Raw genomic sequence first — 24,644 nt, forward strand, 5'->3', positions numbered from 1 at the left:
GGAAGTTGAGGCCTGGCATGCGGATTACTCAAGCGACCCTGGAACACCTGGACCTGTTGACCCCGTTGTTCGTCAAATACCGCGAGTTCTACGGGGCCTTGCCGTTCCCGGACTCGTCACGGGCCTTTTTGGAAAAGCGTCTGCGGCGCAAGGAATCGGTGATCTACCTGGCCCTGGCCGACGATGACGACAAGCGGCTGCTGGGGTTTTGCCAGCTGTACCCGAGCTTTTCTTCGCTGTCGCTCAAGCGGGTGTGGATCCTCAACGACATCTATGTGGCCGAGGACGCGCGCCGGCAACTGGTGGCTGACAACCTGATGCGCACGGCCAAGAAAATGGCCAAGGACACCCACGCGGTGCGGCTGCGGGTATCGACCAGCAGCGATAACGACGTGGCGCAGAAGACCTATGAGTCGATTGGGTTTCGCGAAGACACCGAATTCAAAAACTACGTGTTACCGATCAACGAAGACTGAAAACCAGTCAGCCAGACACCGCAATATCCTTGTGGGAGCTGGCTTGCCTGCGATGGCGGAGTGTCAGCGAGCATTTCTCATACTGACCCACCGCTATCGCAGGCAAGCCAGCTCCCACACTTGATCCGGTGACTCAGACGAAGCCCAACTCCTTCACACTTTCACGACACTCCCCGCTACAAAAGCCACACGCTTTTCACCTCTCAATCCGTATAATGCGGACCTCTCAAGGTTGTAAGACCCACGACATACACTTGTAGCCTTATTACCCGTCGTCCCCGCACTGGCCTGCTGAGCCGGGCCTTTCACACAGGTGCCATCCATGGATTTCAACCCGCTCGACCTTATCCTGCATCTCGACGTCTACCTCGACATGCTGGTAACCAATTACGGTCCGTGGATCTACGCCATTCTGTTCCTGGTGATTTTTTGCGAAACCGGCCTGGTGGTCATGCCCTTCCTGCCGGGCGACTCCTTGCTGTTTATCGCCGGTGCCGTAGCGGCCGGCGGCGGTATGGACCCAGTGCTGCTTGCCGGCCTGCTGATGCTGGCGGCCATCCTCGGCGACAGCACCAACTATGTGATCGGACGCACGGCGGGCGAGCGCTTGTTCAGCAACCCGAACTCCAAGATCTTCCGCCGCGACTACCTGCAAAAAACCCACGACTTCTACGACAAGCACGGCGGCAAGACCGTGACCCTGGCGCGCTTTCTGCCGATCCTGCGTACCTTCGCGCCGTTCGTCGCGGGCGTGGCCAAGATGCCGTATCCGCGCTTCTTCGGCTTCAGCGTACTGGGCACCATCCTGTGGGTCGGTGGCCTGGTGACCTTGGGTTACTTCTTCGGCAACGTGCCTTTTATCAAGAAGAACCTGTCGCTGTTGGTGGTGTTCATCATCCTGCTGTCCCTGGTGCCGATGATTATTGGCGTAGTGCGCAGCCGCTTTGGCCGCACGTCCTCCGAAGCCAACCCGCACTGACCGCCCGTGTGGTCCCTCAGCGCCTGGCGTCGCCGGCGCCTGCTGGCCAAGCACCCGATTGCCGATGACAGCTGGCAACGGGTGCGCCACCACCTGACCTTCCTCGACGGCATCACGCCGGAGCAAGACCAGTGGCTGCGCGAAGCCTGCGTGGTGTTCCTCAGCGAAAAACACCTCACCGCCCTGCCCGGCGTCGAACTGCACCAGGAACAACGCCTGCTGCTCGCCGCCCAGGCGCAATTGCCGCTGATGAACCTGGGCGACCTCGACTGGTACCAGGGCTTCCATGAGATCGTGTTGTACCCCGACGACTTCCTCAGCCCGCAACGCCATCGCGATGCCAGTGGCGTGGAGCACGAATGGGACGGCGAACACAGCGGCGAAGCCTGGCAACAGGGCCCGGTTATCCTCGCCTGGCCTGGTGTGCTCGCCAGCGGCCAATGGGAAGGCTACAACCTGGTCATCCACGAACTGGCGCACAAGCTGGACATGCTCAACGGCGACGCCAACGGCCTGCCGCCTCTGCACCATGACATGCGCGTGCAGGACTGGGCCAGCGTCATGCAAGGCGCCTTCGATGATCTCAACCGCCAGTTGGACGCCAACCCGGACGCCGAGACCGAGATAGACCCTTACGCTGCGGAAAACCCGGCGGAGTTCTTTGCCGTCACCAGCGAGTATTTCTTCAGCGCCCCGGATTTACTGGTCAACAGTTATCCACAGGTGTACGCCCAACTCAGCCGCTTTTATCGCCAGGATCCCCTGGCCCGCCTGACTCAACTGCAAGCCAGCGACCCACGTTATCAGCCACAAGGCGAATGACCGTACGACGCTTGGCGCATGGCATCGGCGTCAGAATATGCCTATAATCGCCGCCACTTTTAGGCCAATCCGGCCATGTCATATGGCCAACTAACGGGGGCAACGCCCAATGAGCTACAGCAAGATTCCGGCTGGCAAAGACCTGCCGAACGACATCTACGTCGCCATCGAAATTCCGGCCAACCACGCGCCGATCAAATACGAAATCGACAAAGACAGCGACTGCCTGTTCGTTGACCGTTTCATGGCCACCCCGATGTTCTACCCGGCCAACTACGGTTTCATCCCCAACACCCTGGCTGACGACGGTGACCCCCTCGACGTGCTGGTCGTGACCCCTTACCCGGTCACCCCAGGCTCGGTTATCCGCGCGCGTCCAGTCGGCATCCTGAACATGACCGACGACGGCGGCGGCGATGCCAAAGTCATCGCAGTGCCACACGACAAGCTGTCCCAGCTGTATGTGGACGTGAAGGAATACACCGACCTGCCGCCACTGCTGCTGGAACAGATCAAGCACTTCTTCGAGAACTACAAAGACCTCGAAAAAGGCAAATGGGTAAAGATCGACGGTTGGGGCAACGCAGACGCCGCCCGCGCCGAGATCATGAAGTCGGTTGCTGCCTACAAAGGCTGATACCCGCGCCTCATTGCCACGGCAAATAAGAAGCCCCGTTAATTCGGGGCTTTTTTATGGGCCAGACTAAACATCAAGTTCAATGTTTAGTTGCAGCGTTTAACCAAGTTGCATACATGAAAGATCAAGCCACAACTAAGCCAAATCCTACAACCGCAAATCAACGCATGGTTTATTTGATTAGACTTTCCGGCCAGTAAACTCTGCGTTTATGAATACATCAGGTGATCGTTTAAAAGCACTACTACGGGAAGTTCATCTTTCCGCCTCCGACTTCGCCAAGAACCGCGGCGTCACGCCTCAGCACGTGAACAACTGGTTCAAACGCGGCGTCCCCATGGGCCGACTCAACGAGATCGCAGAATTGCTGTGCGTTTCAAGTCGCTGGTTAAGCGACGGCAAGGGCCCCAAGCACCCGCCCGCCAACTACCTGTTGGAAGGCCCCACCGCAAGGATTGCAACCACCCGCGAAGACACCGGCAAATACCTCACAGGCCCCGCCTGCCGCCCGGAAAAAACCGACGTGGAGATCCCTCTCCACCCCACCTTCACCTCAACCGAACGCATCCGCGTCTCCCTGCACAGCCTCCAAACCCTCAACGTCAACCCCGACCGCGCGATAGGCGCCTACATGGTCGACAACAGCATGATCGACATCATCCAACAAGGGGCCACCCTCGCCATCGACCGAGGCCGCACCCAAATCATCGACGGCGAAATCTACGCCGTCGAACACGACGGCATGCTGCGCATCAAATACCTCTACAACCGCCCTGGCGGCGGCCTGCGCATGCGCAGCCACAACGCCAGCGAACACCCGGATGAATACCTCAACCACGAGGAACGCTTCGAACAAAGCTTCAAGATCGTCGGCTGGGTATTCTGGTGGTCGACCCTCAACAACCGTCGCCCACCCGTCCCCCTGGATGAACACCTGCTGGGCTGGGAAGGCTCTCAATCGGAACCGGAGGTGGGCAACTGAAGTGAATGTGGGTATCATGCGCCGCACATTTGGCAGGGGTCGCTTTTAGCTGACACCCTGCTGGCGAAGCGGAGGAGTTCCCGCGGATGCCCCTACTATTCAGCCTGACGCAATGTGGGCTGAGCGATTTGAAGGCTGGTGAGGTTTGTCAAAAACAAGCTGAGGCAGTCCCCGAGAAGCCGGCCACAAGCCGGCTTTTTAATGCCCGTAAAACACAGTTCAATTACCCAACAGCTGCTGGCCCACCCTTCAATCAATGTCATTGAGGCGGATAATTCATTCCCGTTCTGCGCAGCGGCCTGAGGCCTGAAATCACGCCCCAAACATTGTCCACTTTAAGTTGACAGTAAGACTCCTTCCACCCGATTTATCCCCCGTCACCCACCCATTAATCTGTGCCCATGTTGAAAGCAACGCCCAACCAACCTAAACAAAAAAGGATTCAACCATGAGCACTGCAACCTACAACCGCTTGAACAAAGACGACGCCATTGTTCTGCTGGTCGACCACCAGACCGGCCTGATCTCCCTGGTGCAGGACTTCTCCCCCAACGAGTTCAAGAACAACGTGCTGGCCCTGGCTGACTTGGCCAAGTTCTTCAACTTGCCGACCATCCTCACCACCAGTTTCGAGCAAGGCCCTAACGGCCCGCTGGTGCCGGAGTTGAAGGAGATGTTCCCGGACGCGCCGTATATCGCTCGCCCTGGTCAGATCAATGCCTGGGACAACGAGGATTTCGTCAAGGCGATCAAGGCCACGGGTCGTAAGCAGATCATCATTGCCGGTGTAGTGACGGATGTGTGTGTGGCGTTCCCGACGTTGTCGGCACTGGCGGAAGGGTTTGAAGTGTTTGTAGTGACGGACGCATCGGGCACGTTCAATACCACCGTGCAGCAAGCGGCGTGGAGCCGGATGACGCAGGCCGGTGCGCAGTTGATGAACTGGTTCTCGGTGGCGTGTGAGTTGCACCGCGACTGGCGCAACGATATCGAAGGGCTGGGGAATTTGTTGTCCCAGCGGATTCCTAACTATCGCAATTTGATGAATGGGTATGCGGCACTGACTGCCCAGTCTAAGTAAGTAACCATGCTGTATGACAAGCCTGCTTGTGAGAAGCAGGCTTTTTCATGCCACGGCTTACCCAGCCAGCAATTGCCCAACCACCGCCTCCAGTTTCGCCACCGCTTCTACTCGCTTCGCAGTAGATATCCGCCTGACGTTATGCAGCTTCCATTGCACCGCAGGCAACTCTTCGATCCCAGGCAAATTCAACTTCGCCCAGTCAGGCTCTCCTTGTTTTAGCGAAATCAGAAAGGCGGCATCCTGCTCGCAGAATTGTTGCTGGATCGCAGTCAGCAAAGCCTCTCTGGTTACCTCTAATTCTTCAAGAGTGACCGGTGCTCGCGTCATGCCAGCAAATTCAGCCTGAAACACGTCCGCCAGTGCCTTCCACCGTGGAGCAAGCAGTTCAGCCATGGGCCGCCCATGACTGATCAAATACACCAAGAAGCCTTCAAAAATTTCGCGTGTCAGCCCTTCTTCTCGAAGCATCAACATCACGTCGAAAAGGTCTCTTGGATGTTGCCGATCCAGTGCAGCGCAAATTTTACCGCCGTAGAGGTCGGGCAAGGACACCACCGCTATCGAGGCGAACCCAAATTCATCCTCGACCAACGGCACTACGTCACGCTCCAGGGGCTGCAGGGCAGTCCCGCGCAGCACTGGCGAAACCTCAATTTTAATTTGGGCCTGAGCGTCTCTTACGAGCATCCGAAGCTCATCATCTCGATTTGCTTGAACGGTCGCGATGCCCAAAGGGAGGCCTCGTGCTATGGCACCGGCAATGCGCTCCAACGCCTGACGAACGTCGGCCAGTGCCTGCTGGCGGGCAGAGTTGGGCAGATACGCCAGGTCTAGATCTACCGACAACCGAGGTAAGTCCCGCACAAACAGGTTAATGGCGGTCCCCCCCTTTCAGTGCGAAACATCGTTCTGCCGCTACGTAAGGAATGACCTGCACGAGCAGACGAACCTGAGCGGCATAACGTGGATCAAGTGGCATTGGCAAAACGCTCCGGAACGGTAATGAGGAACTCTTTATCGAGTCGACCGCCCCGGATGATTTGCCGCTTGCCCTTACCCATGTCGATGCTGGAACGATCTATTCGCCCATACCACGCATGGTTCGCATTACGTGCCAGCAAAAGAAATACGCGTTTGACGCGGATCGAGTTGCACGCTTCAAGCAGTTTTTGCAGGCGTTTGGGGCTGAGTGTGGCCAGACCGCTCAATACATCGGTCACACCGCCGAACAGCATTTCATCGTCGCTTTGATGGATAAGCTCAAGCACCGCACGCTCCGGGGTGGAGATTTTTAGCGCAAATTGACGGTAAGGCACTTGGAAAACTTGTAACGCCATATCTTCCAGTTCCACAAAGAGTGCGCCTCGGTAGAAATTTACCTGGGCCTCCCATTCGTGCTTGCGGAACCAACCTGGTAGAAGGGCTTCTGGTATGCCGAACAGATCGACTGTCTGCTTTCCGAAGGTCAGGTAGTGGCTGTAACCGGCCAGGCTCAACGCCGTCGCACCACCCGGCCAAATCTGCACCGTTGCATCTTGTTGCAGCGCGAAGACACCGCCGTGCCAGCCAAGATCGTCGCCGCTGCGTTTCCACGCACCATGCCCCACACGCTCTACCCAGCCCGTGTGCTGATACTTTTGGATGAGGCTCGGCCCAACACCGTGCTCGTGCAGCCACGCTTGAGTAGCAATGGAGCCCGATGGCCAATTAGCGAGAAGATGGTTTATTTTCATGATAGATATCACCCTATAAGGGTATTTATATGAAAAATATTAAACCACGGAAAAGTTGAGCGTGACTATCCTTGCGAAGCTTTTGATTGCAACCGTGAATGGGTACGTTCAATACCAAGGTGCAGTGACGCGGAGCGTCACTGGATGCGTTACCACGCGGAGCGTGGGAACGATCAACAGACTTCCTTAATCAAGGATCAAGTGCGGTAGAAACCGGCTTGAGTCCTTGGTGATCAAGCTATTGTCCTCACGTACACCGATGCCGGCGGCCTGGTCGCCAATTACCCAAGAACCGATCAGCGTGTAGCTGTCACCAAATTTCGGCAGCGGTGCAAACTCTTGAAGGATGAACGGCGCATCCGTGTAGGGGCCGTCTTCTTTTACGATCAGGCCGTCGGCGGTTTGCAGTTCGATGTTCGCCCCTTCCCGTGAGAAAAACGGTTTGCGCACCCAGCCCTTCGGCACGGCTTTGTTTGGGTCGGTGTCCAGGTGGGACGCGAGCAGGTTGGGGTGGCCTTTGTTGAATTCCCACAGCAGCGGCAGGATGCCTTTGTTGGAGAGGATGGATTTCCACGCGGGCTCGAAGAACTGTGTGTCGCTCTGGGCAATCGCGGCCCCAAAGGGTTCGTGGAAGATGAACTCCCAGGCGTGCAGTTTGAACAGGTGAGGGATCCAGCGATCTTCAAGGTCGACGAAGCGGCCTTCGTGGGTCAGGCCGATGTCTTCGATGTCGATGTGGCGGGATTCGATGCCGACCTTTTCGGCAACTAGGCGCAGGTAGTCGGTGGTGCCTTTGTCTTCGATCGAGTCTTTCATCGAGGCGAAGTAGAACGGCTGGTTGATCTGCAGTTGAGCGAAGGCCTGATGCAGTTTGGTGTCGATGCTGTTGAACTGGTCGGCGCGCTTGGGCAGCAAGCCGCGTTCAATGCATTGTTCCAACCAGCCCCACTGAAACGCCGCAGCCTCGTAGAGGCTGGTGGGGGTGTCGTAGTTGAGCTCCAGCAACTTGGCGGGCCCGCTGCCGTTGTAGGAGAAGTCCATGCGCCCGTACAGGTGCGGGTGACCTTCGAGCCATGAGGTTCGGATCATGTCGTAGAAGGCTGCGGGGATGCTCAGGCGTTCAAGCAGTTCTTCGCTGTGGACCACGCGGGCGACGAGGTCCATGCACATGTCATGGATCTCGGTGGTCGGGTCTTCGAGGTCGCGCTCGATTTGCTTGAGCGTGAACTGGTAGTACGCGCTTTCGTCCCAGTAAGGTTCGTCGTCGATGGTATGGAACAGGAAGCCAAGGCTCTCGGCGGTGTGTTTCCAGTCATGACGCTCTGCGCATTGGATCTTCTTCATGGCCGGTTTCCTTAGCTGCTCGACCCGCCGCCCCAGCCGCTGCGTGCGCTGGCCTTGCTGCCGAAGCCGCCCCGGGAGGTGGCCGATGAAACGGAGCTCGACTGGGTGGTAGAGCGCAGCGTGCTGGTGTAATTGCTGCTGCCGTACCGGGCCTGGTTGGAGCGGCCAAAGGTCGCCCCATTGGAGACGCGTTGGTTGAGCGTCGAGTTGCCGTAGTTGCCGCGATCATCGCGATAGCGGTACACCGGTTCCGAGCGGTAGCTGTTGCGGTTGCTGCTCAGCATGTTGCCGATCAGCAGGCCGGTCAGCAGGCTGCTGGTGGAGAAGCCTGAGCCGCCGCCGCTTGCCTGAGCGTTAGCCGCTTGATTGGCAGCATCGACCTGGGATTGGGTCACCTGGCCTTCGGCGGTCAGTTCGAAACCACCCAACCGTGGGATGAATTTGCCGGTGGAGTCTTGCTGGCACCAGTCGGCGACAAAGTCGGCGTCGCAATCGGCCTGGCTGTCATACACCGGCGCAATGCGGCGATGCTCGGCCATGGCCGTCATGTAGGCGTCCGAGCAGACGTCTACCGGAAGCTTTTCATCGGCGCATTGCTGTACCGACTGGAAGTTGTACTTCTTTTGCAGGTCGTAGGTTTTTTCCGTTGGGCCGCAGCCGGATATCGCCATGGCGACCGACGCTGCCAGCGACAGCTGGACGTACTTGCTTCGTTTCATCGGGAGCTCCGTGGGCAATCAGTTCGAGGTGGGCGTCATGCACGCGGCATTCAGCATGCCGACGCTGATGGCCACCGCGGCCACGTAGATACCGGCCGCCAGTTCGCCCTTCTTGATGCGCTCTGACGTGCCTTTGAGCACCAGGCTGGTCAGCAGGAACGCCAGCAGCTGGACGACGGCGGCGATCACGGCCCAGACGATGAAGTCGAGAAGGTTGATCGAATAGGCAATCACGTTGCTGGCCGGAATGGCGAAACCGACGATGGCACCGCCCAGGGCGACCGCTGCGGAGGTGTTGCCCGCACGGATCAGTTCGAACTCTTTGTGCGGGGTGATGCGGGTGTAGATGAACTGGAACAGCGCGAACAGTACCGCAGCCCCCAGGATGTAGAGGACAAAGCCGAGCACGGCAGCTTTGTTGAGGGAGATGGAGAGTGCTTCTAGCATGGACGGCTTCCTTTTTTAGAGCGTAGTCAGGTCGGTGGTATACAGCGAAATTCCAAGGGATGTGCTCAGGCTGATGGTGCCTTCGGCATCTTCTTCGACGGAGAACAGCAGGAACTCTCGACGGTCGGTCAGGCCGGTGTCGCGGGCGTATAGCATCGAACGGTGCTCGACGCTGTAGGTAGCCTCCGGGCTGGTGACCTGTTCGCTCATCGCCACCAATTCGGTCTGGCCGTCCTCGCTGCCCCACTCCCGGAAGAACTCGACGCCGTCGTGGGTGTAGGTCGGCAGCCCGATCAGGCTCTGTGGGCCCGCCAGCCTGCGCAGTTCCGCTTCACTGCTGATGGTGACGTAACTGAGGTAGTTGAACAGAATCACTGACTCGACCTGGCCCGCTATCTGGCCGGTGGTGTGCACCTGCAACCAATAATCTTCGTCGTTCATGTAATAGCGCGACAGCCAGGTGGACTGGCCGAGGTCGATGGTGCCATTGCTCCAGATTTCCTGGGAGCCGGGGATCACCACGTTGGTTTTTTCATCGAGCAACAATTTCAGGGTCGTGTCAAACATCACGCCCTTGCCCGGCGCCAGGCCCAAAGGACCGGTAGCAGGTAGGCTTGAGCTGGCGGTCCGGTTCGAGTCGGTAGTGGCTTTTGGGGCCTCAAGCCCCATCAACTGTTTAAGCCATCCCATGGGAGATTTCCTTAAGGCGAGTGGAAGCGATGTAGAAGAGTTCGCCGCCTTTGACCTGCGTGGCACTGGGCGGGTTGATCGACGGCTGCTGAACACCTTTGGCGCGATAGCCGATGAGGGTGGCGTTGTGGCGCTCCTTCATCTGCGTGTACAGCTCGCCGAACGTTGCCTCAAAGGCATCGGGCAATTTCATCAGGTACTGGGTGGCGCCCTGCCCCACGCACAGCAACTCATTGATGACCACCGACGAGCCCGGATCCTGGGAGGCGCGCACCAGCATTTCGATCGCCATGCTGGACGTGCACTCCAGGCGCGGAGCGTAGGAGCTCGCGAGTGCGGCGATTTCACTTTCGTTGAAGTGGGCGACCACATGCCCGACGGGGCTCAGTTGGTTCACCGCCAGCACGGTGGCCAGCGTCAGGTCATCAGACGGGGTTCGCACCAGCACACGCTCGGCACCGGGCACACCGGCACGCAGCAACAGTGCGGTGGAGGACAGGCTTTCGCCGCGGATGAACGCCGCTTTGCCCGGCATCGGGTTTTCTTCAAGGCTGCAATCGCAGATCACGATCAGGTTGTCGTTCGAGGTTTCGTCTTGCAGCAACAACTCAATCACCCGCTCGCTGGACGCGCCCTCCCAGCCGATCAGCACGGTATGGCCGACCTTGCCGGTGAAATCACCTTTGCCCTTCATGCCTTTTCTCCATGCATCGATAACACTGCTGGTGGTTTTGCCGATGGCTGCCGTGAGCAGCGCAATGCCCCCGAGCATGACCCAGGCAGCCACGAAAATTCGCCCCGCCGAGGTCTGCGGTGCGAGGTCGCCATAGCCGACGGTGAGTGTGGTAGTGAGATAGAAGTAGATAAACGTAGCGAGGGCAGTGAGGTGTTGTTCGCCCAGCAACACCAGGCCCAAGTAAGCCGTGCTCAGGTGGACACCCAGGGCAACGATCAGGCCTGCCCAACCGAAGCGGTGAAAGAGGGACGAGGCGTACATGCGTAACAGTAGGAAAATCGACATTTAGCCCCTGGCTCCCTGGGTACTTGAATCCTGACGACAGCATCGCCTCGGCGTCTGGATGCTCAAGTGCGTTCACCCGGCATTAAACCCGCTGCGAGGCGTGGATAGAAGTACCTTGGCTGCAATAAATCCGGCGAGCGCACCAAACAGATGACCTTCGAAGGAAACGCCCTGCCGGGGAAGGAAGCCAACGATCAGGCCGCCATACAGCAAAGCCACGACAGCGGCTGTTAGCAGGTTGCCCCAGCTTCTGTGGAACCAGGCGCGAGACAGCAGGTAGGCCCATAGCCCGAACACCCAGCCGCTGGCGCCGACGTGTACGCCTGAAAAACCAAACAGCCAGACCAACAAGCCACCCAGCAGAATGACGATGGCACTGACGGCGATGAACCGGTTGACCCCTTCGATGATGACCAGAGAGCCCAGGATCACAAAGGCAACCAGGTTGGCGCTCAGGTGGGCGAAGGAGGCGTGCAAAAACGGTGAGGTGAGGATGCCGAACAGGCCCTGCATTGTTCTCGGGATTAGCCCGAATGCCATGAGGCTGTAACCGGTCGCCACATTGAGCAGTTGCAGCGCGACCATGAAGAGGGCCAGGCCTGCGATTGTCTTGAAACCCTTCAAGGCGTTCATCCTGACCTCAACATACAAAAGAAGGGCACTGCCACTGTGGCGAGGGAGCTTGCTCCCGCTGGGGCGCGAAGCGGCCCCAAAAACAGGACTGCTGCGCAGCCCAGCGGGAGCAAGCTCCCTCGCCACAGAGTTGCAGGCTTAACTGACCTGCGTTGCTTACTCAGCCGACTTTTGCTTCAGACGCTCCAGAATCGCATTGGCACTGCCTTCGTTCGGCGTGATGCCGGCATCGCGCAGTTTGCGTTCCAGGTCTGTCCCCGTCGACGCTTCAGCCAGCTCATCCTGGGCTTGCAGCTCAGCGGCACGTTGCTGCTGCTTGGCCTGCAAGCGATTGAGCGTACCGACGGCAGTTTCCAGCTTGCCGTTGGCACCGCCGCTGGCAATGGAGGCACTGACCTGGGCCTTTTGCACGCTGTCGCGAGCCTTGGCCATGTCCACTTGCTGGCGCAGGCTTTTGATGCGGCTCTCGGCCTTGGTGATGTCTTTGCGCATGCTTTCAGCGTACCCACCGAACTCGGTGGTCTGCTTTTGCTCCACGTCCCGCTCGTTGGTCAGGGTCGAAATAGCTTCGGCCACTTCCAGGGCGAGGTCTTCACGGTTGGCCTGGATTGCGGCCATCGCCTTGGATTCCAGGTCTTTGATCTTGGCGTCGTACTCGCCAACACGATCAGCCGCCAGTTTGTGCTTGGCCATGATGCTTACCAGCTCACGCTTGGCGTTGGCCAAGGCGTTGTCTGCATCGCGAATTTCCTGGTCAAGGATGCGCAGGGCCTGTTGGTCGACGATCGATTCGCCGACTTCGCTGGCACCGCCACGCAGCGCGGTGAACAATTTGCTCCAGATGGACTGAGTCATTGGATTTTCCCGAATAATTAAATGAAGAAACGTTCAAAGGCTTCGCTGGCGCGCTGCACGTTATCAACCAGGGTTTTCACCTCGGTCACGATGTTGGTCAGGCTGGAGTCGGAGCTGAGCGCACCGAACATGTTGTAAACCACCTGCCCGTTCGGCATGGACTCGATGCCGATGGACGACAACGGGAACATCTCCCGACTGCGCAGCACGGCGTCGTTGAATTTCGCGACATCGTTGATGGACTCGGCGTCGACCAGGACGGTATCCACGATGATTTGCTCGCCCACCACCGCGATGTAAATCGGCAAGCCACCAAAGTCGTTCATCTCCAGCTTGATGCTGGACTCGGAGCCTTGGACGAGAGAAAGCGTAATGTCATTGGATGTCACGTCATCCAGCGCCTGGAGAGCACTGAAGAGGCGATCGATATTCCAGTTAGTACCTGCGCTCATGAAATTCTCCGACATGAATGAGCCAGCCAGGATCGGTTGGCGTAGCTGTTTCTCCATTTGCTTGAGCAGGCTTCGATTTTCGGGAAGCACCCAAGTCTCGTGTTTCACATAACCGGCCGCCGCCAGCCCCGCACGCATCTGCTTCATGTAAAAGCTCGACGGCTTTTTTGCGGGCGGTTTCAAGCGCTCTCCCTTGAGGCTTGCTGAATCGGTATCGGGCCCAGTTGATGGGCTCGATGGAGAGCTGCTGTTCATGGTACTGACCTCGCTGTGAAAAGCTCACGCGTGAGAAAATCTACAGGCAATCCGCAAGGTACTCAATAGCTCACGCGTGAGATTTTTCCTTACATTTTTCAACCACCGAAAAGACCCTGCCTACCCCGCCAACTCTCGCTCGATTTGCTCGATGCTAGGCAAGCTCGATTGCAGTTCGGCTGGCAAAGACTCCATCAGTTGATATTCCGCCACACCAATAGGTCGGTTGTTATCGCGCAGTGCGTATTCAGCCACCACTTCATTTTTACCCTTGCACAACAAGAGGCCGATAGTCGGGCCGTCCTGTGGGTGCTTTATCTCGGCATCCACCGCCGCAAGATAGAAGCTCAATTTGCCCAGATGCTCGGGCTTGAACTTGCCTGCCTTGAGTTCGATCACCACATAGCAACGCAGCTTCAGGTGATAGAACAATAGGTCAATGAAGAACTCATCGCCGCCAACACTCAGCAGCACTTGCCGACCTACGAAAGCAAAACCTGCGCCCAACTCCAACAAGAAGTCAGTGACATGCTTGATCAGGGCATTCTCGATCTCGCGCTCTTGTGCATTCTGACCCAGGCTGAGGAAATCAAAGCGGTACGGGTCCTTGAGGGACTCGCGCGCCAGGTCGGATTGCGCTTTGGGCAGATGGCTTTCGAAGTTGCTCACTGCGTTCCAACAGGCGGTTTTCAATGTGCATCACCAAGGTGTTGCGCGACCAACTATGTTTGATCGTTTGGATGGCGTACCAACGTCGCGTTTCAGGGCCGGGAAGTTTGTCCAAAAGCGCGATTTGATGGTACCAAGGCAATTGTGCAAGCACCTCTTGCACAAATTCCGAATCCGGCCAAGCCTCGGCAAAAGCACGCATGTACTTCAGATTACGCGGCGAAAAACCCTTGATGTCAGGAAAGGCCGCCCGCAGATCTTGCGCAAGGCGGTCGATCACTTTGCTACCCCAGCCTTGAGCGTGCTGACGCGTCAAAATATCGTGTCCCAGCTGCCAGTAGAGCAGCACCAGCTCACGATTGACTGCAATTGACGCACGTTGTTGCGCCTGATGGATACGGCCCTTGAGGTCTGTCAGCCAATCGCCGTAGCCCTCAGGAGGCGCGATCAACCCGATAGAAGTTTCGCTCATGCCTTTTTTACTCTGGTGTTTTCGGCAGGCTAGCCAGCCCACAGTACCGTCACAAGCGTTCATGACCACTTCAGGAAGGGTCCCGCGTACCTCACAGAAAGGTCCTGCTGGCACCTGATAAAGCCCTTTGCCAGTCAGTCGAAAAACGGCAATGGCATTAGCCCTGCCCCTTGACTCTCCCCTATACGGCAACCCCTACCCTGAATGCCCTTTTCAGGACCTATCACCATGAGTCAGCGCATTCTGGTCATTCTCGGCCACCCGTCCGCCGATAGCTTTTGTTCCGCCCTCGCGCACACATATATCCACGCCGCTAAAACGGCCGGTCACGAAGTCCGCGTCCTGCGCCTGGGTGATCTCAGGTTCGACCCCATCCTTAATCATGGCTATACCAAGGCACAGACGCTGGAGCCCGACTTGCTCAGCGCCCAGTCCGCCATCCTTTGGGCCGAGCACCTGGCGTGGGTGTTCCCTGTCTGGTGGGGCGGTATCCCGGCACTGATGAAGGGCTTTATCGACCGCGTTTTCCTACCCGGCTTTGCCTTCAAATACCGCGCAGGCAAGGCATTCCCAGACAAGTTATTAAAGGGCAGAACCGCGCACTTGTTAGTGACCCTCGACACGCCGCCGTGGTATTACCGCTGGGTTTATCGCATGCCGGCCATCCACCAAATGCGGCGCACCACGCTGGCGCTGTGCGGCATCGCGACGAGCAAAACGCTGCTGTTGGGGCCGGTGCTGGGCTCTTCGCTGACGCAGCGGGCCAAGTGGCTGAAACAGGCCGGCGCACTATTTGAAAAAGGGAGTTTTCATGTACATCGGCAAAGCCGCGCAGTTGTCCGGCACGACCATCAAGGCGATTCGTCACTATGAGGCGATCGGGCTGATGCCAGCACCTGCGCGTGAGGGCGGTTATCGTGTTTATACCGCGCAGAGTGTCGAGCGGCTGCTGTTTATAAAGTGCGCGCAACATCTGGGGTTCAAGCTCAAGGAATTAAAGGAGATTTTGCAGGGGTACGAGGGTGATGCGCTTCCTTGGGACAAGGCTGATCAAGCCATCGCCAATAAGAAGCAAGCGTTAGCCATGCAAATTGTGGCATTGCAGAATATGCATCGGGGTTTATTGGTCTTCGAGGCCCAATTGAAAGCGGCGCAGGGGGAGTGCTCGGTCGCCACGAAGGCAAGCTGAGACTCGGTGAGCCGAATAAGGTCGCTAATCGGCTCATTGGGTGAGCCGAATAAACCTATCAATCGGCTCACACCACCGTGTGTGCGCCACTCATTTGCCCCAATCCCCCATGTCTGCTAGTGTCGCGCCGGTTTACCGTCTACCGGAATTGCCGCCATGGCCCGCAAAAAAGTTGCACTCGATTTCGAACAATCCCTCGCCGACCTGCAAGCCCTGGTGGAGCGTCTGGAGAACGGCGAGTTGTCGCTGGAAGACTCGTTGACGGCGTTTGAGCAAGGCATCGGCCTGACCCGCGACTGTCAGAGCGCGTTGGCGCAGGCGGAGCAGAAGGTCCAGGTGTTGCTGGAGCGTGACGGGGAGTTGGCCGAAGAACCTTTCGATGCGGAACAGCCGGAATGATCAGCGCGTATCAGGCCAGTAGCCAAGCCCGGGTGAATGCCGCGCTGGAGCCCCTGTTTGTTGCGCCAAGCCCGGAAATGACGCGCCTCTATGCAGCCATGCGCTACAGCGTGATGAATGGTGGCAAGCGGGTGCGCCCGTTGCTGGCCTATGCGGCCTGCGAAGCCCTGGGAGCGCCGGCGGCCGAGGCCAATGGCGCAGCGTGTGCGGTGGAGTTGATCCACGCTTATTCCCTGGTGCATGACGATTTGCCAGCCATGGACGACGACGATCTGCGGCGCGGCCAGCCCACCACCCACAAAGCCTTCGACGAGGCGTATGCGATCCTGGCCGGTGATGGCTTGCAGAGCCTGGCGTTCAGCGCATTGCTGGACCCGCGTTTGAGCAGCGTCAACGCCGAGATCCGCCTGCGCATGGTCACCGCCCTGGCCCACGCCGCAGGCCCGGCCGGCATGGTTGGCGGGCAAGCCATCGACATGGGCTCGGTCAGCCTCAAGCTGGATCAAAAAGCCCTGGAACACATGCATCGCCACAAGACCGGCGCGCTGATTGAGGCGGCCGTGCAGTTGGGCGCCCTGGCCAGTGGCCGCGCCGGCGCCGAGCAATTGGCGGCCCTGCAGACCTACTCCCGCGCTATCGGCCTGGCCTTCCAGGTGCAGGACGATATTCTCGACGTGGAAAGTGACACCGCCACCCTGGGCAAACGCCAAGGCGCCGATATCGCACGGGACAAGCCGACTTATCCTGCATTGCTGGGGCTGCAAGCCGCCAAGGCGTATGCCGTCGAGCTGCGCGATCAGGCCCTGGATGCCCTGCGACCTTTCGACGCGGCGGCCGAGCCACTGCGTGACCTGGCGCGGTATATCGTCGAACGTCGCCACTGACAGCCGCGGCCATTTGCGCCGCATATCGGCCAAGTTAGGCCCTCTGCGTGGGCAGTTTGCACGGCTTGAGGTAAACTGCCGCCTCTTCTATACCTATAACGATTCGCCTGATGCCCACGACGTTTCAAGAGATTCCCCGCAAACGCCCGTCTACGCCCCTGCTCGACCGCGCTGCCACGCCGGACGGCCTGCGTCGACTGGGTGAAGCCGAGCTGGAAACCCTGGCCGATGAGCTGCGCCTGGAATTGCTCTACACGGTCGGCCAGACCGGTGGGCATTTTGGTGCCGGGCTGGGCGTGATCGAGCTGACCATCGCCTTGCATTACGTGTTCGACACCCCGGACGACCGGCTGGTGTGGGACGTGGGCCACCAGGCGTATCCGCATAAAATCCTCACCGGCCGTCGCGAGCGCATGAGCACGCTGCGCCAGAAGGACGGTGTCGCCGCTTTCCCGCGTCGTTCCGAAAGCGAGTACGACACCTTTGGCGTCGGCCATTCCAGCACCTCGATCAGTGCAGCACTGGGCATGGCGATTGCCGCCCGCCTGCAAGGCAGTGAGCGCAAGGCGATTGCGGTGATTGGTGATGGCGCCCTGACCGCAGGCATGGCCTTCGAAGCGCTGAACCATGCGCCGGAAGTGGATGCCAACATGTTGGTGATCCTCAACGACAATGACATGTCGATTTCGCGCAACGTGGGTGGCCTGTCCAATTACCTGGCGAAGATCCTCTCCAGCCGTACCTACGCCAGCATGCGCGAAGGCAGCAAGAAAGTGCTGTCGCGCCTGCCTGGCGCGTGGGAAATCGCGCGTCGCACCGAAGAATATGCCAAGGGCATGCTGGTACCCGGCACCCTGTTCGAAGAGCTGGGCTGGAACTATATCGGCCCTATCGACGGCCACGACCTGCCCACCCTGATCGCTACGTTGCGCAACATGCGCGACCTCAAGGGCCCGCAATTCCTGCATATCGTCACCAAAAAAGGCAAAGGTTTCGCTCCGGCGGAAGTCGACCCGATTGGTTACCACGCGATCACCAAGCTCGAACCCCTCGATGCCCCCGCCGCCGCGCCGAAAAAGGCCGGCGGGCCGAAGTATTCCGGGGTGTTTGGCGAGTGGCTGTGCGACATGGCCGCCGCCGACCCGCGCCTGGTGGGTGTTACCCCCGCGATGAAGGAAGGCTCCGACCTGGTGGCGTTCAGCGAGCGTTTCCCGCTGCGTTACTTCGACGTGGCGATTGCCGAGCAACACGCCGTGACCTTCGCGGCCGGCATGGCCTGCGAAGGCGCCAAGCCGGTGGTGGCGATCTACTCCACCTTCCTGCAACGCGGCTATGACCAACTGGTGCACGATGTGGCGGTGCAGAACCTCGACGTCCTGTTCGCCATCGACCGCGCCGGCCTGGTGGGCGAAGACGGCCCGACCCATGCCGGCAGTTTCGACCTGTCGTACCTGCGTTGCATCCCCGGCATGCTGGTGATGACACCGAGTGACGAGAACGAACTGCGCAAGATGCTCAGCACCGGCCACCTGTACAACGGCCCGGCCGCTGTGCGGTATCCGCGAGGCACCGGCCCGAACGCCGTGATCGAAAAAGACCTGGAGCCGATTGAAATCGGTAAAGGCATCGTGCGTCGTCAAGGCAGCAAAACTGCATTCCTGGTGTTTGGCGTGCAGCTGGCCGAAGCCTTGAAAGTCGCTGAGAAGATCGACGCCACGGTGGTCGACATGCGGTTCGTCAAGCCACTGGATGAAGCGTTGGTGCGCGAGATCGCCGCTGGCCATGAGCTGCTGGTGACCGTCGAAGAAAACGCCATCATGGGCGGCGCCGGTGCTGCAGTCAGCGAGTTCCTGGCGCGGGAGAACATCCTCAAGTCGGTGCTGCACCTGGGCTTGCCGGATGTGTACGTCGAACACGCCAAGCCGGCGCAGATGCTGGCTGAATGCGGGTTGGATGAGGCGGGTATCGAGGCGTCCGTTCGCGAGCGCCTGGCGCTACTGAATCTGTAATCAGCCCAAAATGTGGGAGCTGGCTTACCTGCGATGACGGCGGCACATTCGCTAATAATGTGTCAGATACACCGCTATCGCAGGCAAGCCAGCTCCCACAGTGGTTTTGCATGACCTTCGAATGCTATGGACAGCCCATGAAACGCCTGTGCCTTGCCCTGCTGCTGCTCCCCTGCGCTGACCTGCTCGCCGACACCCGCGACCAGGCTCTGAAGCTCTCCGACGTGGTCATCAGCGCCAACCGCCAAGTCCAGGCGCGTAATGACAGCAGCGCCGCCAACACCGTCTTCACCCGCGCCGACATCGACCGCCTGCAACCCACCAGCGTCACCGACCTGCTCAGCCGCGTGCCCGGCGTGCAAGTTGCGCCAACCGGTGGGCGTGGCAGTTTGCCGGGCATCTTCATTCGCGGTACCAAGTCTGCGCAGAGCCTAGTGCTGGTGGACGGCCAGCGCATCGCCAACACCACCTCCGGCGACAGCGGCCTGCAATACCTCAACGTCGATCAGATTGAACGAGTGGAAGTGCTGCGCGGTTCGCGTTCGGTGATCTACGGCAGCGATGCGATTGGCGGGGTGATTCAGGTGTTCACCCGGCGCAATGCCGAGCAAGGCTTGCAGCCGCGCTTGAAACTGGGCTTTGGCAGCAACCAGACCTGGGAACGCAGCCTGGGCCTGTCGGGCGGCGATGAACACACGCGCTTCAACCTGGGCGCGAGCCTGGATGAAACCGCTGGCATCAACGCGAGCCACGCGTCGTTCCCCAGTGACGGCGACCATGATGCCTACCGCAACCAGTCCATCAGCCTGAACCTCAGCCATTCGTTCAGCGAAGAGCTGGAGGTGGGTTTCAACCTGTTGGATAACCGTGGCAAGTCGGAGTACGACAACAGTTATGGCCGCTACGACGGCGCCACCGGGCAGAGCTTCGGCCAGAAACCCTACACTGACTACACCGTGAGCAGCGCCAGCGGCTATCTCGATGCCAAGCTCAATGACAGCTGGCAGTCGCGCCTGGAGCTGGGCCACACTGAAAACCGCGACACCAAGCGCGATACCCTCAGCGATGATTACAGTGCATTCAACACCTACCGCGACTCGGTCAATTGGCAGAACGACCTGACCCTGGATGAGCAAAACAGCCTGATCGTCGGCGGCGACTGGTACGAAGACCGTTTCCACGGCTCCACCACCTTTACCGAGAACAGCCGCTGGAACCGGGCGGCTTTCGTGCAGCATCGCTTCCATAGCCAGTGGTTTTCCACCGAGCTGGGCCTGCGCCGCGACCAGAACCAGCAGTTCGGTGGCCAGAATAGTTGGAGCGGCACCCTGACCGTGCCGGTCAACCCTGACAATGACCTGCTCTTGAGCTACAGCGAAGGCTTCCGGGCGCCGACCTTCAACGACCTCTATTACCCCGACACGCAGTACAGCAACCCCAACCTGCAGCCCGAGACCTCAAAGAGCTACGAGCTGCAATGGCGCAGCCAACTGAGCGACAGCACACGCCTGGAAGCCTCGCTGTATCGCACCGACCTGAGCGACGCGATCATCCTTGACGCAGGCAAGCCGCAAAACGTGGCGTCGGCGCGGATCAACGGCTTTGAAGCGGCGCTCAAGCAGGAACTGTTTGGCTGGCAGGGCAACCTGGGCCTGTCGCTTATCGACCCGCGTGACCGTGACAGCGGCCACACCCTGGCACGTCGCGCACGGCGCACGGCGCACGGTGAACCTGGATCTGGACCGGCAATTTGATCAACTCGGCCTCGGCGCCAGCTGGCAAGCGATCAGCAGCAGCTACGACGATGAAACCAACCGCAACCGTATGGGCGGTTATGCCTTGTTGGGGCTGCGCAGCAGCTGGGCGTTGAACCGGGAGGTGTCGTTGTCGCTGAAGGTGGATAACGTGCTGAACAAGTCTTACGCACGGGCGAAGTACAGCTACCTCGGGGAAAGCCAGAATTATCGTGAAGAAGGTCGGGTGTGGATGGTTGGGGTGACGTGGACACCTGAGATCTAAGTAGCCTGAACCGGCGTCATCGCAGGCAAGCCAGCTCCCACAGGAGAATGCATTTCAATTGTGGGAGCTGGCTTGCCTGCGATAGCGTTGTCACAGGTTCGGCGCAATCACCTGGCACAACCGCCCCACCGCCTCCAACATCTGCCCGCTGGGCCGCTCCAGGCCCTTGTCCGGCACTAACCGTACCCGAGCCGCCATCGCTGGCCATGCCTTCCAGGCCTCCTTCTGAGCCTGATCCCCCACCAGGATCACCTCGGGGTCTCGCGCCAGCACCGATTCGATATTCACCTGCGGCGCCGGCAACTTCAGGTCATCAAACACATTGCGCGCCCCGCACATGCTGAGGGCATCGCTGATGATCTGCCCACCGCCCACGGTATAGAGCGGCTGGTTCCACACTTGGTAAAACACCCGCAGCGGCTCCGCCCGCTGGTAGCGCTGGCGCAACTCGGCCAAGCGCTGGCGTAATTGTGCAACACGCTGGCGCCCCGCCTCAGCTCGGCCCAATTGCTCGGCAATGGCCTGCACCTGAGTGGTCAGTTGTTCAAGGCTGTGGGGTTCGGCGACGTACACCGGGATATTCAACCGCTGGAGCTGCTCGCGCTGGGCCGGGCCGACGCTGCCAGGCCACAGCAGGATCAAGTCGGGCTTGAGGCTGAGCAGGCGCTCCATGTCCAACTGGCCGTAGTGCCCGACCGAGGGCACCTTCGCCAACGCCGCCGGGCGGTCACCACCGTCAAGCACGCCGACCAGCAAGTCCTCGGCACCCAGTTCAAGCACGATTTCAGACAGTGACGGGGCCAGGCTGACAACCCGCTCGACCGCCAACGCTTGGGCACTGAATACCAGCAGCAGCGCCAGCCAATAGCGCTTCATCCCAACTGACGCGGTATGCGATAGAGATAGAACAGCACCAGCGTCGACAGCGCCAACAGAAACAGCGGCACCGCCTCCAGGCCGACGAATACCGCCAGCGCGCCAATCCAGGCCGGTAACGCTGCAACCAGCAACGCCGTGCGCCGACGCGCCGCCAGGCTGATCCAGGCCACGGGTTCGTCAGCAGTATCAAGGGCTTTGGAGGTGGCGATCAGCGCGTGTTTGTAGGCATGAAAATAACGCAGGCTGAGGAACATCGAGGCCACGCCGGCGATGAAGAATGGCATGGCCAATACGGGCAAGAAGGATCCAGCGCGGCCAAACAGCAGATTGATCACGAACAAGGGTAACAACGCCAGGGCCAGGTACTGCCACCAGTTGAAGGACAGTCGTCGTTTCACCTGGCCACGGGTCACGCGCGGTCAACCTCGCCCTGATGTTCATTGCCCATCATGTGGTCGAGCTTGCTGGCCTTGGTGGCCAGATAGAGTTTGTTGTGCGGGTTGTGCCCGGTGTGCAGCGGCACGCGCTCGGCCACGGTGATGCCCATCTCGGTCAGAGCTTTAACCTTGCGGGGGTTGTTGGTCATCAGCCGCAGGGATTTTACCCCCAGGTGCTCGAGCATCGGCAGGCAGATGGCGTAGTCGCGCTGGTCGGCAGCAAAGCCCAGGCGCTCGTTGGCCTCGACGGTGTCGGCGCCGCCGTCTTGCAGCTCGTAGGCACGAATCTTGTTCAACAGGCCAATGCCCCGGCCTTCCTGACGCAAGTACAGCAACACGCCGCGGCCCTCACGGGCAATGGCTTGCAGCGCGGCCTCCAGTTGCGAGCCGCAGTCACAGCGTTGGCTGAACAGCGCATCGCCGGTCAGGCACTCGGAATGCACACGCCCCAGCACCGGCGCACCATCCGTGATGTCGCCGAGGCTGAGCACAACGTGCTCGCGCCCGGTGGCTTCTTCAAGAAAGCCGTTCATGGTGAACGTGGCAAAAGGGGTAGGCAGCTTGGAAGCGGCGACGAAAACGACGGGCACCGTGTGCTCCTGATTTCAGATTTCACAGAGGCGGGCATTGTAACAGCACGTTCCTACAGACGCTTAAGCTGAATTATCGCTGATAAAGATCAATAGGTTCGATTGGCCTTTGGATTGATTCTATGTAGGAGCGAGCTTGCTCGCGAAAGTGGTCAACGATGACGCGGGTATTCTGAATCAACGCGGCGTCTATGGGGTTTTCGCGAGCAAGCTCGCTCCTACAAGGGGTAGGGCTGTTTCCAGCGTTCGAAAATCGCTTTCAATTCACCGGTCTTGATCAGGCTGGCCAAACGCTGGTCATACACGGCCATCAATGCCCTGCCGCGCTCGGTGTCGGCAAAGCCTACGTAGAGCGGCAACTCAGCGATATGAGTGAGTTTGAACAGCGCCGGGTCTTGCGCCTGCCTGAGCACGTGCTGGGCTTCGGTGAGGGCATCGATATAGAAATCGGCGCGACCGTGTTGCAACATCGGCAGAATGCCGTTGCGCCGCTCAATCTGGTTGAATCGCTGCACGTTGGGCAGGTACCCCTCGTATTTATAGCCACGCACCCAGGCCAGGCGGTAGTTGCCCAAGGTCGCCAGGGTCGGCGTCGGCGCAGTGGCCAACCCGAGGGCGTAGACGTGATCGGCGTCGAAGTTCCAGCGGGGGTACAGCACACCACTGACCTCATCACGATAGGAACCGACAAAACCATCCACCTCTCCACGCTGGGCCAGGCCAATCGAGCGGGTGTAGGGCACGCTACGGGTGTGCAGGGTGATGCCAGCCGGCTCAAAGACTTGGCGCAACAGGTCCCAGGCCAGGCCGCTGCCATCTTTGTTGGTGTAGTCGTTCCACTCCTCGCTGGCCAGCATGATCTTGCCGGGCACAGGAGTAGCCGCCTGGGCCAGGGAAGCGAAGGTACACAGCACGATCAGCAGCCAGCGGCATGCAGCCATAGTCACGGCCTCTTACTCGGGATAATCGTATAAAGGGTAGCGCAGACCGCCGGCTCAGGGCGTCTGGCGAAAGTGCTGGTAGCCGCGCACGGCAGGGGTGATGTCCTGGCCGTCGACGTCGAGCAGCGTCACGCCCTGCCCCGCTTCGACCCGACCGACCACATGCACCGGCCAGCCATCGGCCTGCAACGGCGCCAACTCGGACGGTGGCAAGGTGAACGCCAGCACATAGTCGTCGCCCCCGCTCAACGCCGCCACTTGAGCCTGGTCTTCACCGACAAACGCCAGCAGGGCCGGGGACAACGGCAACCGCTGGCGCTCAACCACCAGGCGCACCGCTGACGCCTTGGCGATATGCCCGCAATCGGCCAGCAGCCCATCGGAGATATCCATGGCCGCTGTCGCCTTGCCCCGCAGCGCCAGCCCCAGGGCCAGCTGCGGTTGCGGCGACCAGTAATGCGCCAGCAGCGGCTCGGCGATGCCCGCGTCAGCCGTGCGTTGACCCAATACCAGCGGCAAGGCGCCAGCGGCATTGCCCAACTCGCCGCCCACACACAGCAGGTCGCCCGGCTGTGCACCGCTGCGCGTCAAGGCCTGGCCAGCCGGCACACGGCCGAACACGGTCAGGGTCAGGCTCAACGGCCCACGGGTGGTATCGCCGCCCACCAAGCCTACGCCGCAGCTTTGCGCCATGGCGTTCAAGCCTTGGGCATAGTGTTGCAGCCAATCGGCTTCGACGCTCGGCGTGGTCAGGGCAAGGGTAAAGGCGAGGGGGTGGGCGCCCATGGCAGCCAGGTCGCTCACCGCCACGGCCAGCGAGCGCTGGCCGAGCAGGAACGGATCACAGGGGTCGGCAAAATGCACGCCAGCCACCAGCGTATCGGTGGAGACTGCCAGTTGCTCCCCGGCGGGAAGCGCCAGCAAGGCGCAGTCGTCGCCGATCCCCAGGACAATGCCTTCGCCACCTTGCGCACAGGGCGCGGCGGCGAAGTATGTGCGGATCAGCTCAAACTCACCCATTGAGGAA

The 24,644-nt window shown here is 59.7% G+C and carries 26 protein-coding genes and 2 pseudogenes; 12 read left to right on the top strand and 16 right to left on the bottom strand.

Annotated features, from left to right (window positions below; all coding sequences use genetic code 11):
• Positions 1 to 17: 17 nt before the first annotated feature.
• From BUE92_RS11210 to ycaC, 6 genes are all read left to right on the top strand, one after another.
• On the top strand, positions 18 to 476 hold the full coding sequence (locus tag BUE92_RS11210; RefSeq protein ID WP_014720105.1) for a GNAT family N-acetyltransferase: 459 nt from the start codon (positions 18 to 20) through the stop codon (positions 474 to 476).
• 322 nt (positions 477 to 798) lie between these two features.
• Positions 799 to 1,455 (top strand): DedA family protein, encoded by a 657-nt coding sequence (locus BUE92_RS11215; protein ID WP_003194521.1) that lies wholly within the window; start codon positions 799 to 801, stop codon positions 1,453 to 1,455.
• A gap of 6 nt (positions 1,456 to 1,461) precedes the next feature.
• Positions 1,462 to 2,277: a zinc-dependent peptidase gene (locus tag BUE92_RS11220; RefSeq protein WP_073523709.1), complete on the top strand. Its 816-nt coding sequence runs from the start codon at positions 1,462 to 1,464 to the stop codon at positions 2,275 to 2,277.
• A gap of 109 nt (positions 2,278 to 2,386) precedes the next feature.
• Positions 2,387 to 2,914, top strand: a complete 528-nt coding sequence (ppa, locus tag BUE92_RS11225) for an inorganic diphosphatase (protein ID WP_003176323.1) — start codon at positions 2,387 to 2,389, stop codon at positions 2,912 to 2,914.
• 211 nt (positions 2,915 to 3,125) lie between these two features.
• The gene (locus BUE92_RS11230; protein ID WP_073523710.1) at positions 3,126 to 3,896 is read left to right on the top strand and encodes a LexA family transcriptional regulator; all 771 of its coding nucleotides are present in this window, start codon (positions 3,126 to 3,128) and stop codon (positions 3,894 to 3,896) included.
• Positions 3,897 to 4,344: 448 nt separating this feature from the next.
• A complete protein-coding gene (gene ycaC, locus BUE92_RS11240) occupies positions 4,345 to 4,977 on the top strand; it encodes an isochorismate family cysteine hydrolase YcaC (protein WP_069557506.1) in 633 nt (210 codons plus the stop codon).
• 57 nt (positions 4,978 to 5,034) lie between these two features.
• Here the strand turns inward: ycaC and BUE92_RS11245 are convergent, their stop codons facing one another.
• The 11 genes and pseudogenes from BUE92_RS11245 to BUE92_RS11295 all read right to left on the bottom strand — a co-directional run bounded on the left by BUE92_RS11245 (position 5,035) and on the right by BUE92_RS11295 (position 14,270).
• Complete coding sequence (locus BUE92_RS11245) at positions 5,035 to 5,826, bottom strand: nucleotidyl transferase AbiEii/AbiGii toxin family protein (RefSeq protein WP_256673956.1); 792 nt, start codon at positions 5,824 to 5,826, stop codon at positions 5,035 to 5,037.
• Between the two features lie 122 nt (positions 5,827 to 5,948).
• Positions 5,949 to 6,713, bottom strand: coding sequence for a type IV toxin-antitoxin system AbiEi family antitoxin (locus BUE92_RS11250; RefSeq protein ID WP_073523711.1), 765 nt, complete (start codon positions 6,711 to 6,713; stop codon positions 5,949 to 5,951).
• Between the two features lie 186 nt (positions 6,714 to 6,899).
• A complete protein-coding gene (locus BUE92_RS11255) occupies positions 6,900 to 8,057 on the bottom strand; it encodes a glutathionylspermidine synthase family protein (protein WP_073523712.1) in 1,158 nt (385 codons plus the stop codon).
• 11 nt (positions 8,058 to 8,068) lie between these two features.
• Positions 8,069 to 8,776, bottom strand: a complete 708-nt coding sequence (locus BUE92_RS11260; protein ID WP_073523713.1) for a DUF1190 domain-containing protein — start codon at positions 8,774 to 8,776, stop codon at positions 8,069 to 8,071.
• An 18-nt stretch (positions 8,777 to 8,794) separates the two neighbouring features.
• On the bottom strand, positions 8,795 to 9,223 hold the full coding sequence (locus BUE92_RS11265) for a DUF350 domain-containing protein (RefSeq protein ID WP_073523714.1): 429 nt from the start codon (positions 9,221 to 9,223) through the stop codon (positions 8,795 to 8,797).
• Positions 9,224 to 9,238: 15 nt separating this feature from the next.
• A complete protein-coding gene (locus BUE92_RS11270; protein ID WP_073523716.1) occupies positions 9,239 to 9,913 on the bottom strand; it encodes a DUF2491 family protein in 675 nt (224 codons plus the stop codon).
• The gene (locus tag BUE92_RS11275; RefSeq protein WP_073523718.1) at positions 9,900 to 10,934 is read right to left on the bottom strand and encodes an ion channel; all 1,035 of its coding nucleotides are present in this window, start codon (positions 10,932 to 10,934) and stop codon (positions 9,900 to 9,902) included. The genes BUE92_RS11270 and BUE92_RS11275 overlap by 14 nt, the downstream gene beginning before the upstream one ends.
• A 72-nt stretch (positions 10,935 to 11,006) precedes the next feature.
• On the bottom strand, positions 11,007 to 11,567 hold the full coding sequence (locus BUE92_RS11280) for a rhomboid family intramembrane serine protease (RefSeq protein ID WP_073523721.1): 561 nt from the start codon (positions 11,565 to 11,567) through the stop codon (positions 11,007 to 11,009).
• 156 nt (positions 11,568 to 11,723) lie between these two features.
• On the bottom strand, positions 11,724 to 12,422 hold the full coding sequence (locus BUE92_RS11285) for a PspA/IM30 family protein (protein ID WP_073523723.1): 699 nt from the start codon (positions 12,420 to 12,422) through the stop codon (positions 11,724 to 11,726).
• Positions 12,423 to 12,439: 17 nt separating this feature from the next.
• Entirely contained in the window at positions 12,440 to 13,021 is a 582-nt protein-coding gene (locus tag BUE92_RS11290; RefSeq protein ID WP_034126864.1) for a YjfI family protein, read from the bottom strand.
• A 228-nt stretch (positions 13,022 to 13,249) separates the two neighbouring features.
• Positions 13,250 to 14,270 (bottom strand): annotated as a pseudogene (locus BUE92_RS11295) (PDDEXK nuclease domain-containing protein).
• A 228-nt stretch (positions 14,271 to 14,498) separates the two neighbouring features.
• On the opposite strand from BUE92_RS11295, the gene BUE92_RS11300 reads away from it, so the two are divergent.
• From BUE92_RS11300 to BUE92_RS11325, 6 genes and pseudogenes are all read left to right on the top strand, one after another.
• Positions 14,499 to 15,143, top strand: coding sequence for an NAD(P)H-dependent oxidoreductase (locus tag BUE92_RS11300; RefSeq protein ID WP_073523728.1), 645 nt, complete (start codon positions 14,499 to 14,501; stop codon positions 15,141 to 15,143).
• Positions 15,082 to 15,459: a MerR family transcriptional regulator gene (locus BUE92_RS11305; RefSeq protein WP_073523729.1), complete on the top strand. Its 378-nt coding sequence runs from the start codon at positions 15,082 to 15,084 to the stop codon at positions 15,457 to 15,459. The genes BUE92_RS11300 and BUE92_RS11305 overlap by 62 nt, the downstream gene beginning before the upstream one ends.
• Positions 15,460 to 15,615: 156 nt before the next feature.
• Entirely contained in the window at positions 15,616 to 15,858 is a 243-nt protein-coding gene (locus BUE92_RS11310) for an exodeoxyribonuclease VII small subunit (RefSeq protein WP_003194556.1), read from the top strand.
• On the top strand, positions 15,855 to 16,742 hold the full coding sequence (ispA, locus tag BUE92_RS11315) for a (2E,6E)-farnesyl diphosphate synthase (protein WP_073523730.1): 888 nt from the start codon (positions 15,855 to 15,857) through the stop codon (positions 16,740 to 16,742). Before BUE92_RS11310 ends, ispA begins: the two co-directional genes overlap by 4 nt.
• Before the next feature lie 110 nt (positions 16,743 to 16,852).
• Positions 16,853 to 18,751 carry a 1-deoxy-D-xylulose-5-phosphate synthase gene (gene dxs / locus BUE92_RS11320; RefSeq protein ID WP_073523731.1) on the top strand — a complete coding sequence of 633 codons (1,899 nt, stop codon included), beginning with the start codon at positions 16,853 to 16,855 and terminating at the stop codon, positions 18,749 to 18,751.
• Between the two features lie 137 nt (positions 18,752 to 18,888).
• Positions 18,889 to 20,770, top strand: a pseudogene (locus tag BUE92_RS11325) (TonB-dependent receptor domain-containing protein).
• A gap of 90 nt (positions 20,771 to 20,860) precedes the next feature.
• Here the strand turns inward: BUE92_RS11325 and BUE92_RS11330 are convergent.
• The 5 genes from BUE92_RS11330 to thiL all read right to left on the bottom strand — a co-directional run bounded on the left by BUE92_RS11330 (position 20,861) and on the right by thiL (position 24,637).
• Positions 20,861 to 21,646 carry a cobalamin-binding protein gene (locus tag BUE92_RS11330; protein ID WP_073523732.1) on the bottom strand — a complete coding sequence of 262 codons (786 nt, stop codon included), beginning with the start codon at positions 21,644 to 21,646 and terminating at the stop codon, positions 20,861 to 20,863.
• Positions 21,643 to 22,062, bottom strand: coding sequence for an MFS transporter (locus BUE92_RS11335; protein ID WP_073523733.1), 420 nt, complete (start codon positions 22,060 to 22,062; stop codon positions 21,643 to 21,645). The genes BUE92_RS11330 and BUE92_RS11335 overlap by 4 nt, the downstream gene beginning before the upstream one ends.
• Positions 22,059 to 22,676, bottom strand: coding sequence for a GTP cyclohydrolase II (ribA, locus tag BUE92_RS11340; protein ID WP_005791841.1), 618 nt, complete (start codon positions 22,674 to 22,676; stop codon positions 22,059 to 22,061). Before ribA ends, BUE92_RS11335 begins: the two co-directional genes overlap by 4 nt.
• A 218-nt stretch (positions 22,677 to 22,894) precedes the next feature.
• Positions 22,895 to 23,617 carry a substrate-binding periplasmic protein gene (locus BUE92_RS11345; protein WP_073523734.1) on the bottom strand — a complete coding sequence of 241 codons (723 nt, stop codon included), beginning with the start codon at positions 23,615 to 23,617 and terminating at the stop codon, positions 22,895 to 22,897.
• Positions 23,618 to 23,671: 54 nt separating this feature from the next.
• Positions 23,672 to 24,637, bottom strand: coding sequence for a thiamine-phosphate kinase (thiL, locus tag BUE92_RS11350; protein ID WP_073523735.1), 966 nt, complete (start codon positions 24,635 to 24,637; stop codon positions 23,672 to 23,674).
• Between the last annotated feature and the right edge of the window lie 7 nt (positions 24,638 to 24,644).

The sequence above is a fragment of the Pseudomonas fluorescens genome, assembly GCF_001902145.1.
Taxonomy (GTDB): Bacteria; Pseudomonadota; Gammaproteobacteria; order Pseudomonadales; family Pseudomonadaceae; genus Aquipseudomonas; species Aquipseudomonas fluorescens_BV.

Excerpts from the sequence above, each read along its gene's own strand:
- BUE92_RS11210 (WP_014720105.1), top strand. The coding sequence starts at position 18 with ATGCGGATTACTCAAGCGACCCTGGAACACCTGGACCTGTTGACCCCG.
- BUE92_RS11215 (WP_003194521.1), top strand. The coding sequence starts at position 799 with ATGGATTTCAACCCGCTCGACCTTATCCTGCATCTCGACGTCTACCTC.
- ppa (WP_003176323.1), top strand. The coding sequence starts at position 2,387 with ATGAGCTACAGCAAGATTCCGGCTGGCAAAGACCTGCCGAACGACATC.
- BUE92_RS11230 (WP_073523710.1), top strand. The coding sequence starts at position 3,126 with ATGAATACATCAGGTGATCGTTTAAAAGCACTACTACGGGAAGTTCAT.
- ycaC (WP_069557506.1), top strand. The coding sequence starts at position 4,345 with ATGAGCACTGCAACCTACAACCGCTTGAACAAAGACGACGCCATTGTT.
- BUE92_RS11250 (WP_073523711.1), bottom strand. The coding sequence starts at position 6,713 with ATGAAAATAAACCATCTTCTCGCTAATTGGCCATCGGGCTCCATTGCT.
- BUE92_RS11255 (WP_073523712.1), bottom strand. The coding sequence starts at position 8,057 with ATGAAGAAGATCCAATGCGCAGAGCGTCATGACTGGAAACACACCGCC.
- BUE92_RS11260 (WP_073523713.1), bottom strand. The coding sequence starts at position 8,776 with ATGAAACGAAGCAAGTACGTCCAGCTGTCGCTGGCAGCGTCGGTCGCC.
- BUE92_RS11265 (WP_073523714.1), bottom strand. The coding sequence starts at position 9,223 with ATGCTAGAAGCACTCTCCATCTCCCTCAACAAAGCTGCCGTGCTCGGC.
- BUE92_RS11270 (WP_073523716.1), bottom strand. The coding sequence starts at position 9,913 with ATGGGATGGCTTAAACAGTTGATGGGGCTTGAGGCCCCAAAAGCCACT.
- BUE92_RS11275 (WP_073523718.1), bottom strand. The coding sequence starts at position 10,934 with ATGTCGATTTTCCTACTGTTACGCATGTACGCCTCGTCCCTCTTTCAC.
- BUE92_RS11280 (WP_073523721.1), bottom strand. The coding sequence starts at position 11,567 with ATGAACGCCTTGAAGGGTTTCAAGACAATCGCAGGCCTGGCCCTCTTC.
- BUE92_RS11285 (WP_073523723.1), bottom strand. The coding sequence starts at position 12,422 with ATGACTCAGTCCATCTGGAGCAAATTGTTCACCGCGCTGCGTGGCGGT.
- BUE92_RS11290 (WP_034126864.1), bottom strand. The coding sequence starts at position 13,021 with ATGAAGCAGATGCGTGCGGGGCTGGCGGCGGCCGGTTATGTGAAACAC.
- BUE92_RS11300 (WP_073523728.1), top strand. The coding sequence starts at position 14,499 with ATGAGTCAGCGCATTCTGGTCATTCTCGGCCACCCGTCCGCCGATAGC.
- BUE92_RS11305 (WP_073523729.1), top strand. The coding sequence starts at position 15,082 with ATGTACATCGGCAAAGCCGCGCAGTTGTCCGGCACGACCATCAAGGCG.
- BUE92_RS11310 (WP_003194556.1), top strand. The coding sequence starts at position 15,616 with ATGGCCCGCAAAAAAGTTGCACTCGATTTCGAACAATCCCTCGCCGAC.
- ispA (WP_073523730.1), top strand. The coding sequence starts at position 15,855 with ATGATCAGCGCGTATCAGGCCAGTAGCCAAGCCCGGGTGAATGCCGCG.
- dxs (WP_073523731.1), top strand. The coding sequence starts at position 16,853 with ATGCCCACGACGTTTCAAGAGATTCCCCGCAAACGCCCGTCTACGCCC.
- BUE92_RS11330 (WP_073523732.1), bottom strand. The coding sequence starts at position 21,646 with ATGAAGCGCTATTGGCTGGCGCTGCTGCTGGTATTCAGTGCCCAAGCG.
- BUE92_RS11345 (WP_073523734.1), bottom strand. The coding sequence starts at position 23,617 with ATGGCTGCATGCCGCTGGCTGCTGATCGTGCTGTGTACCTTCGCTTCC.
- thiL (WP_073523735.1), bottom strand. The coding sequence starts at position 24,637 with ATGGGTGAGTTTGAGCTGATCCGCACATACTTCGCCGCCGCGCCCTGT.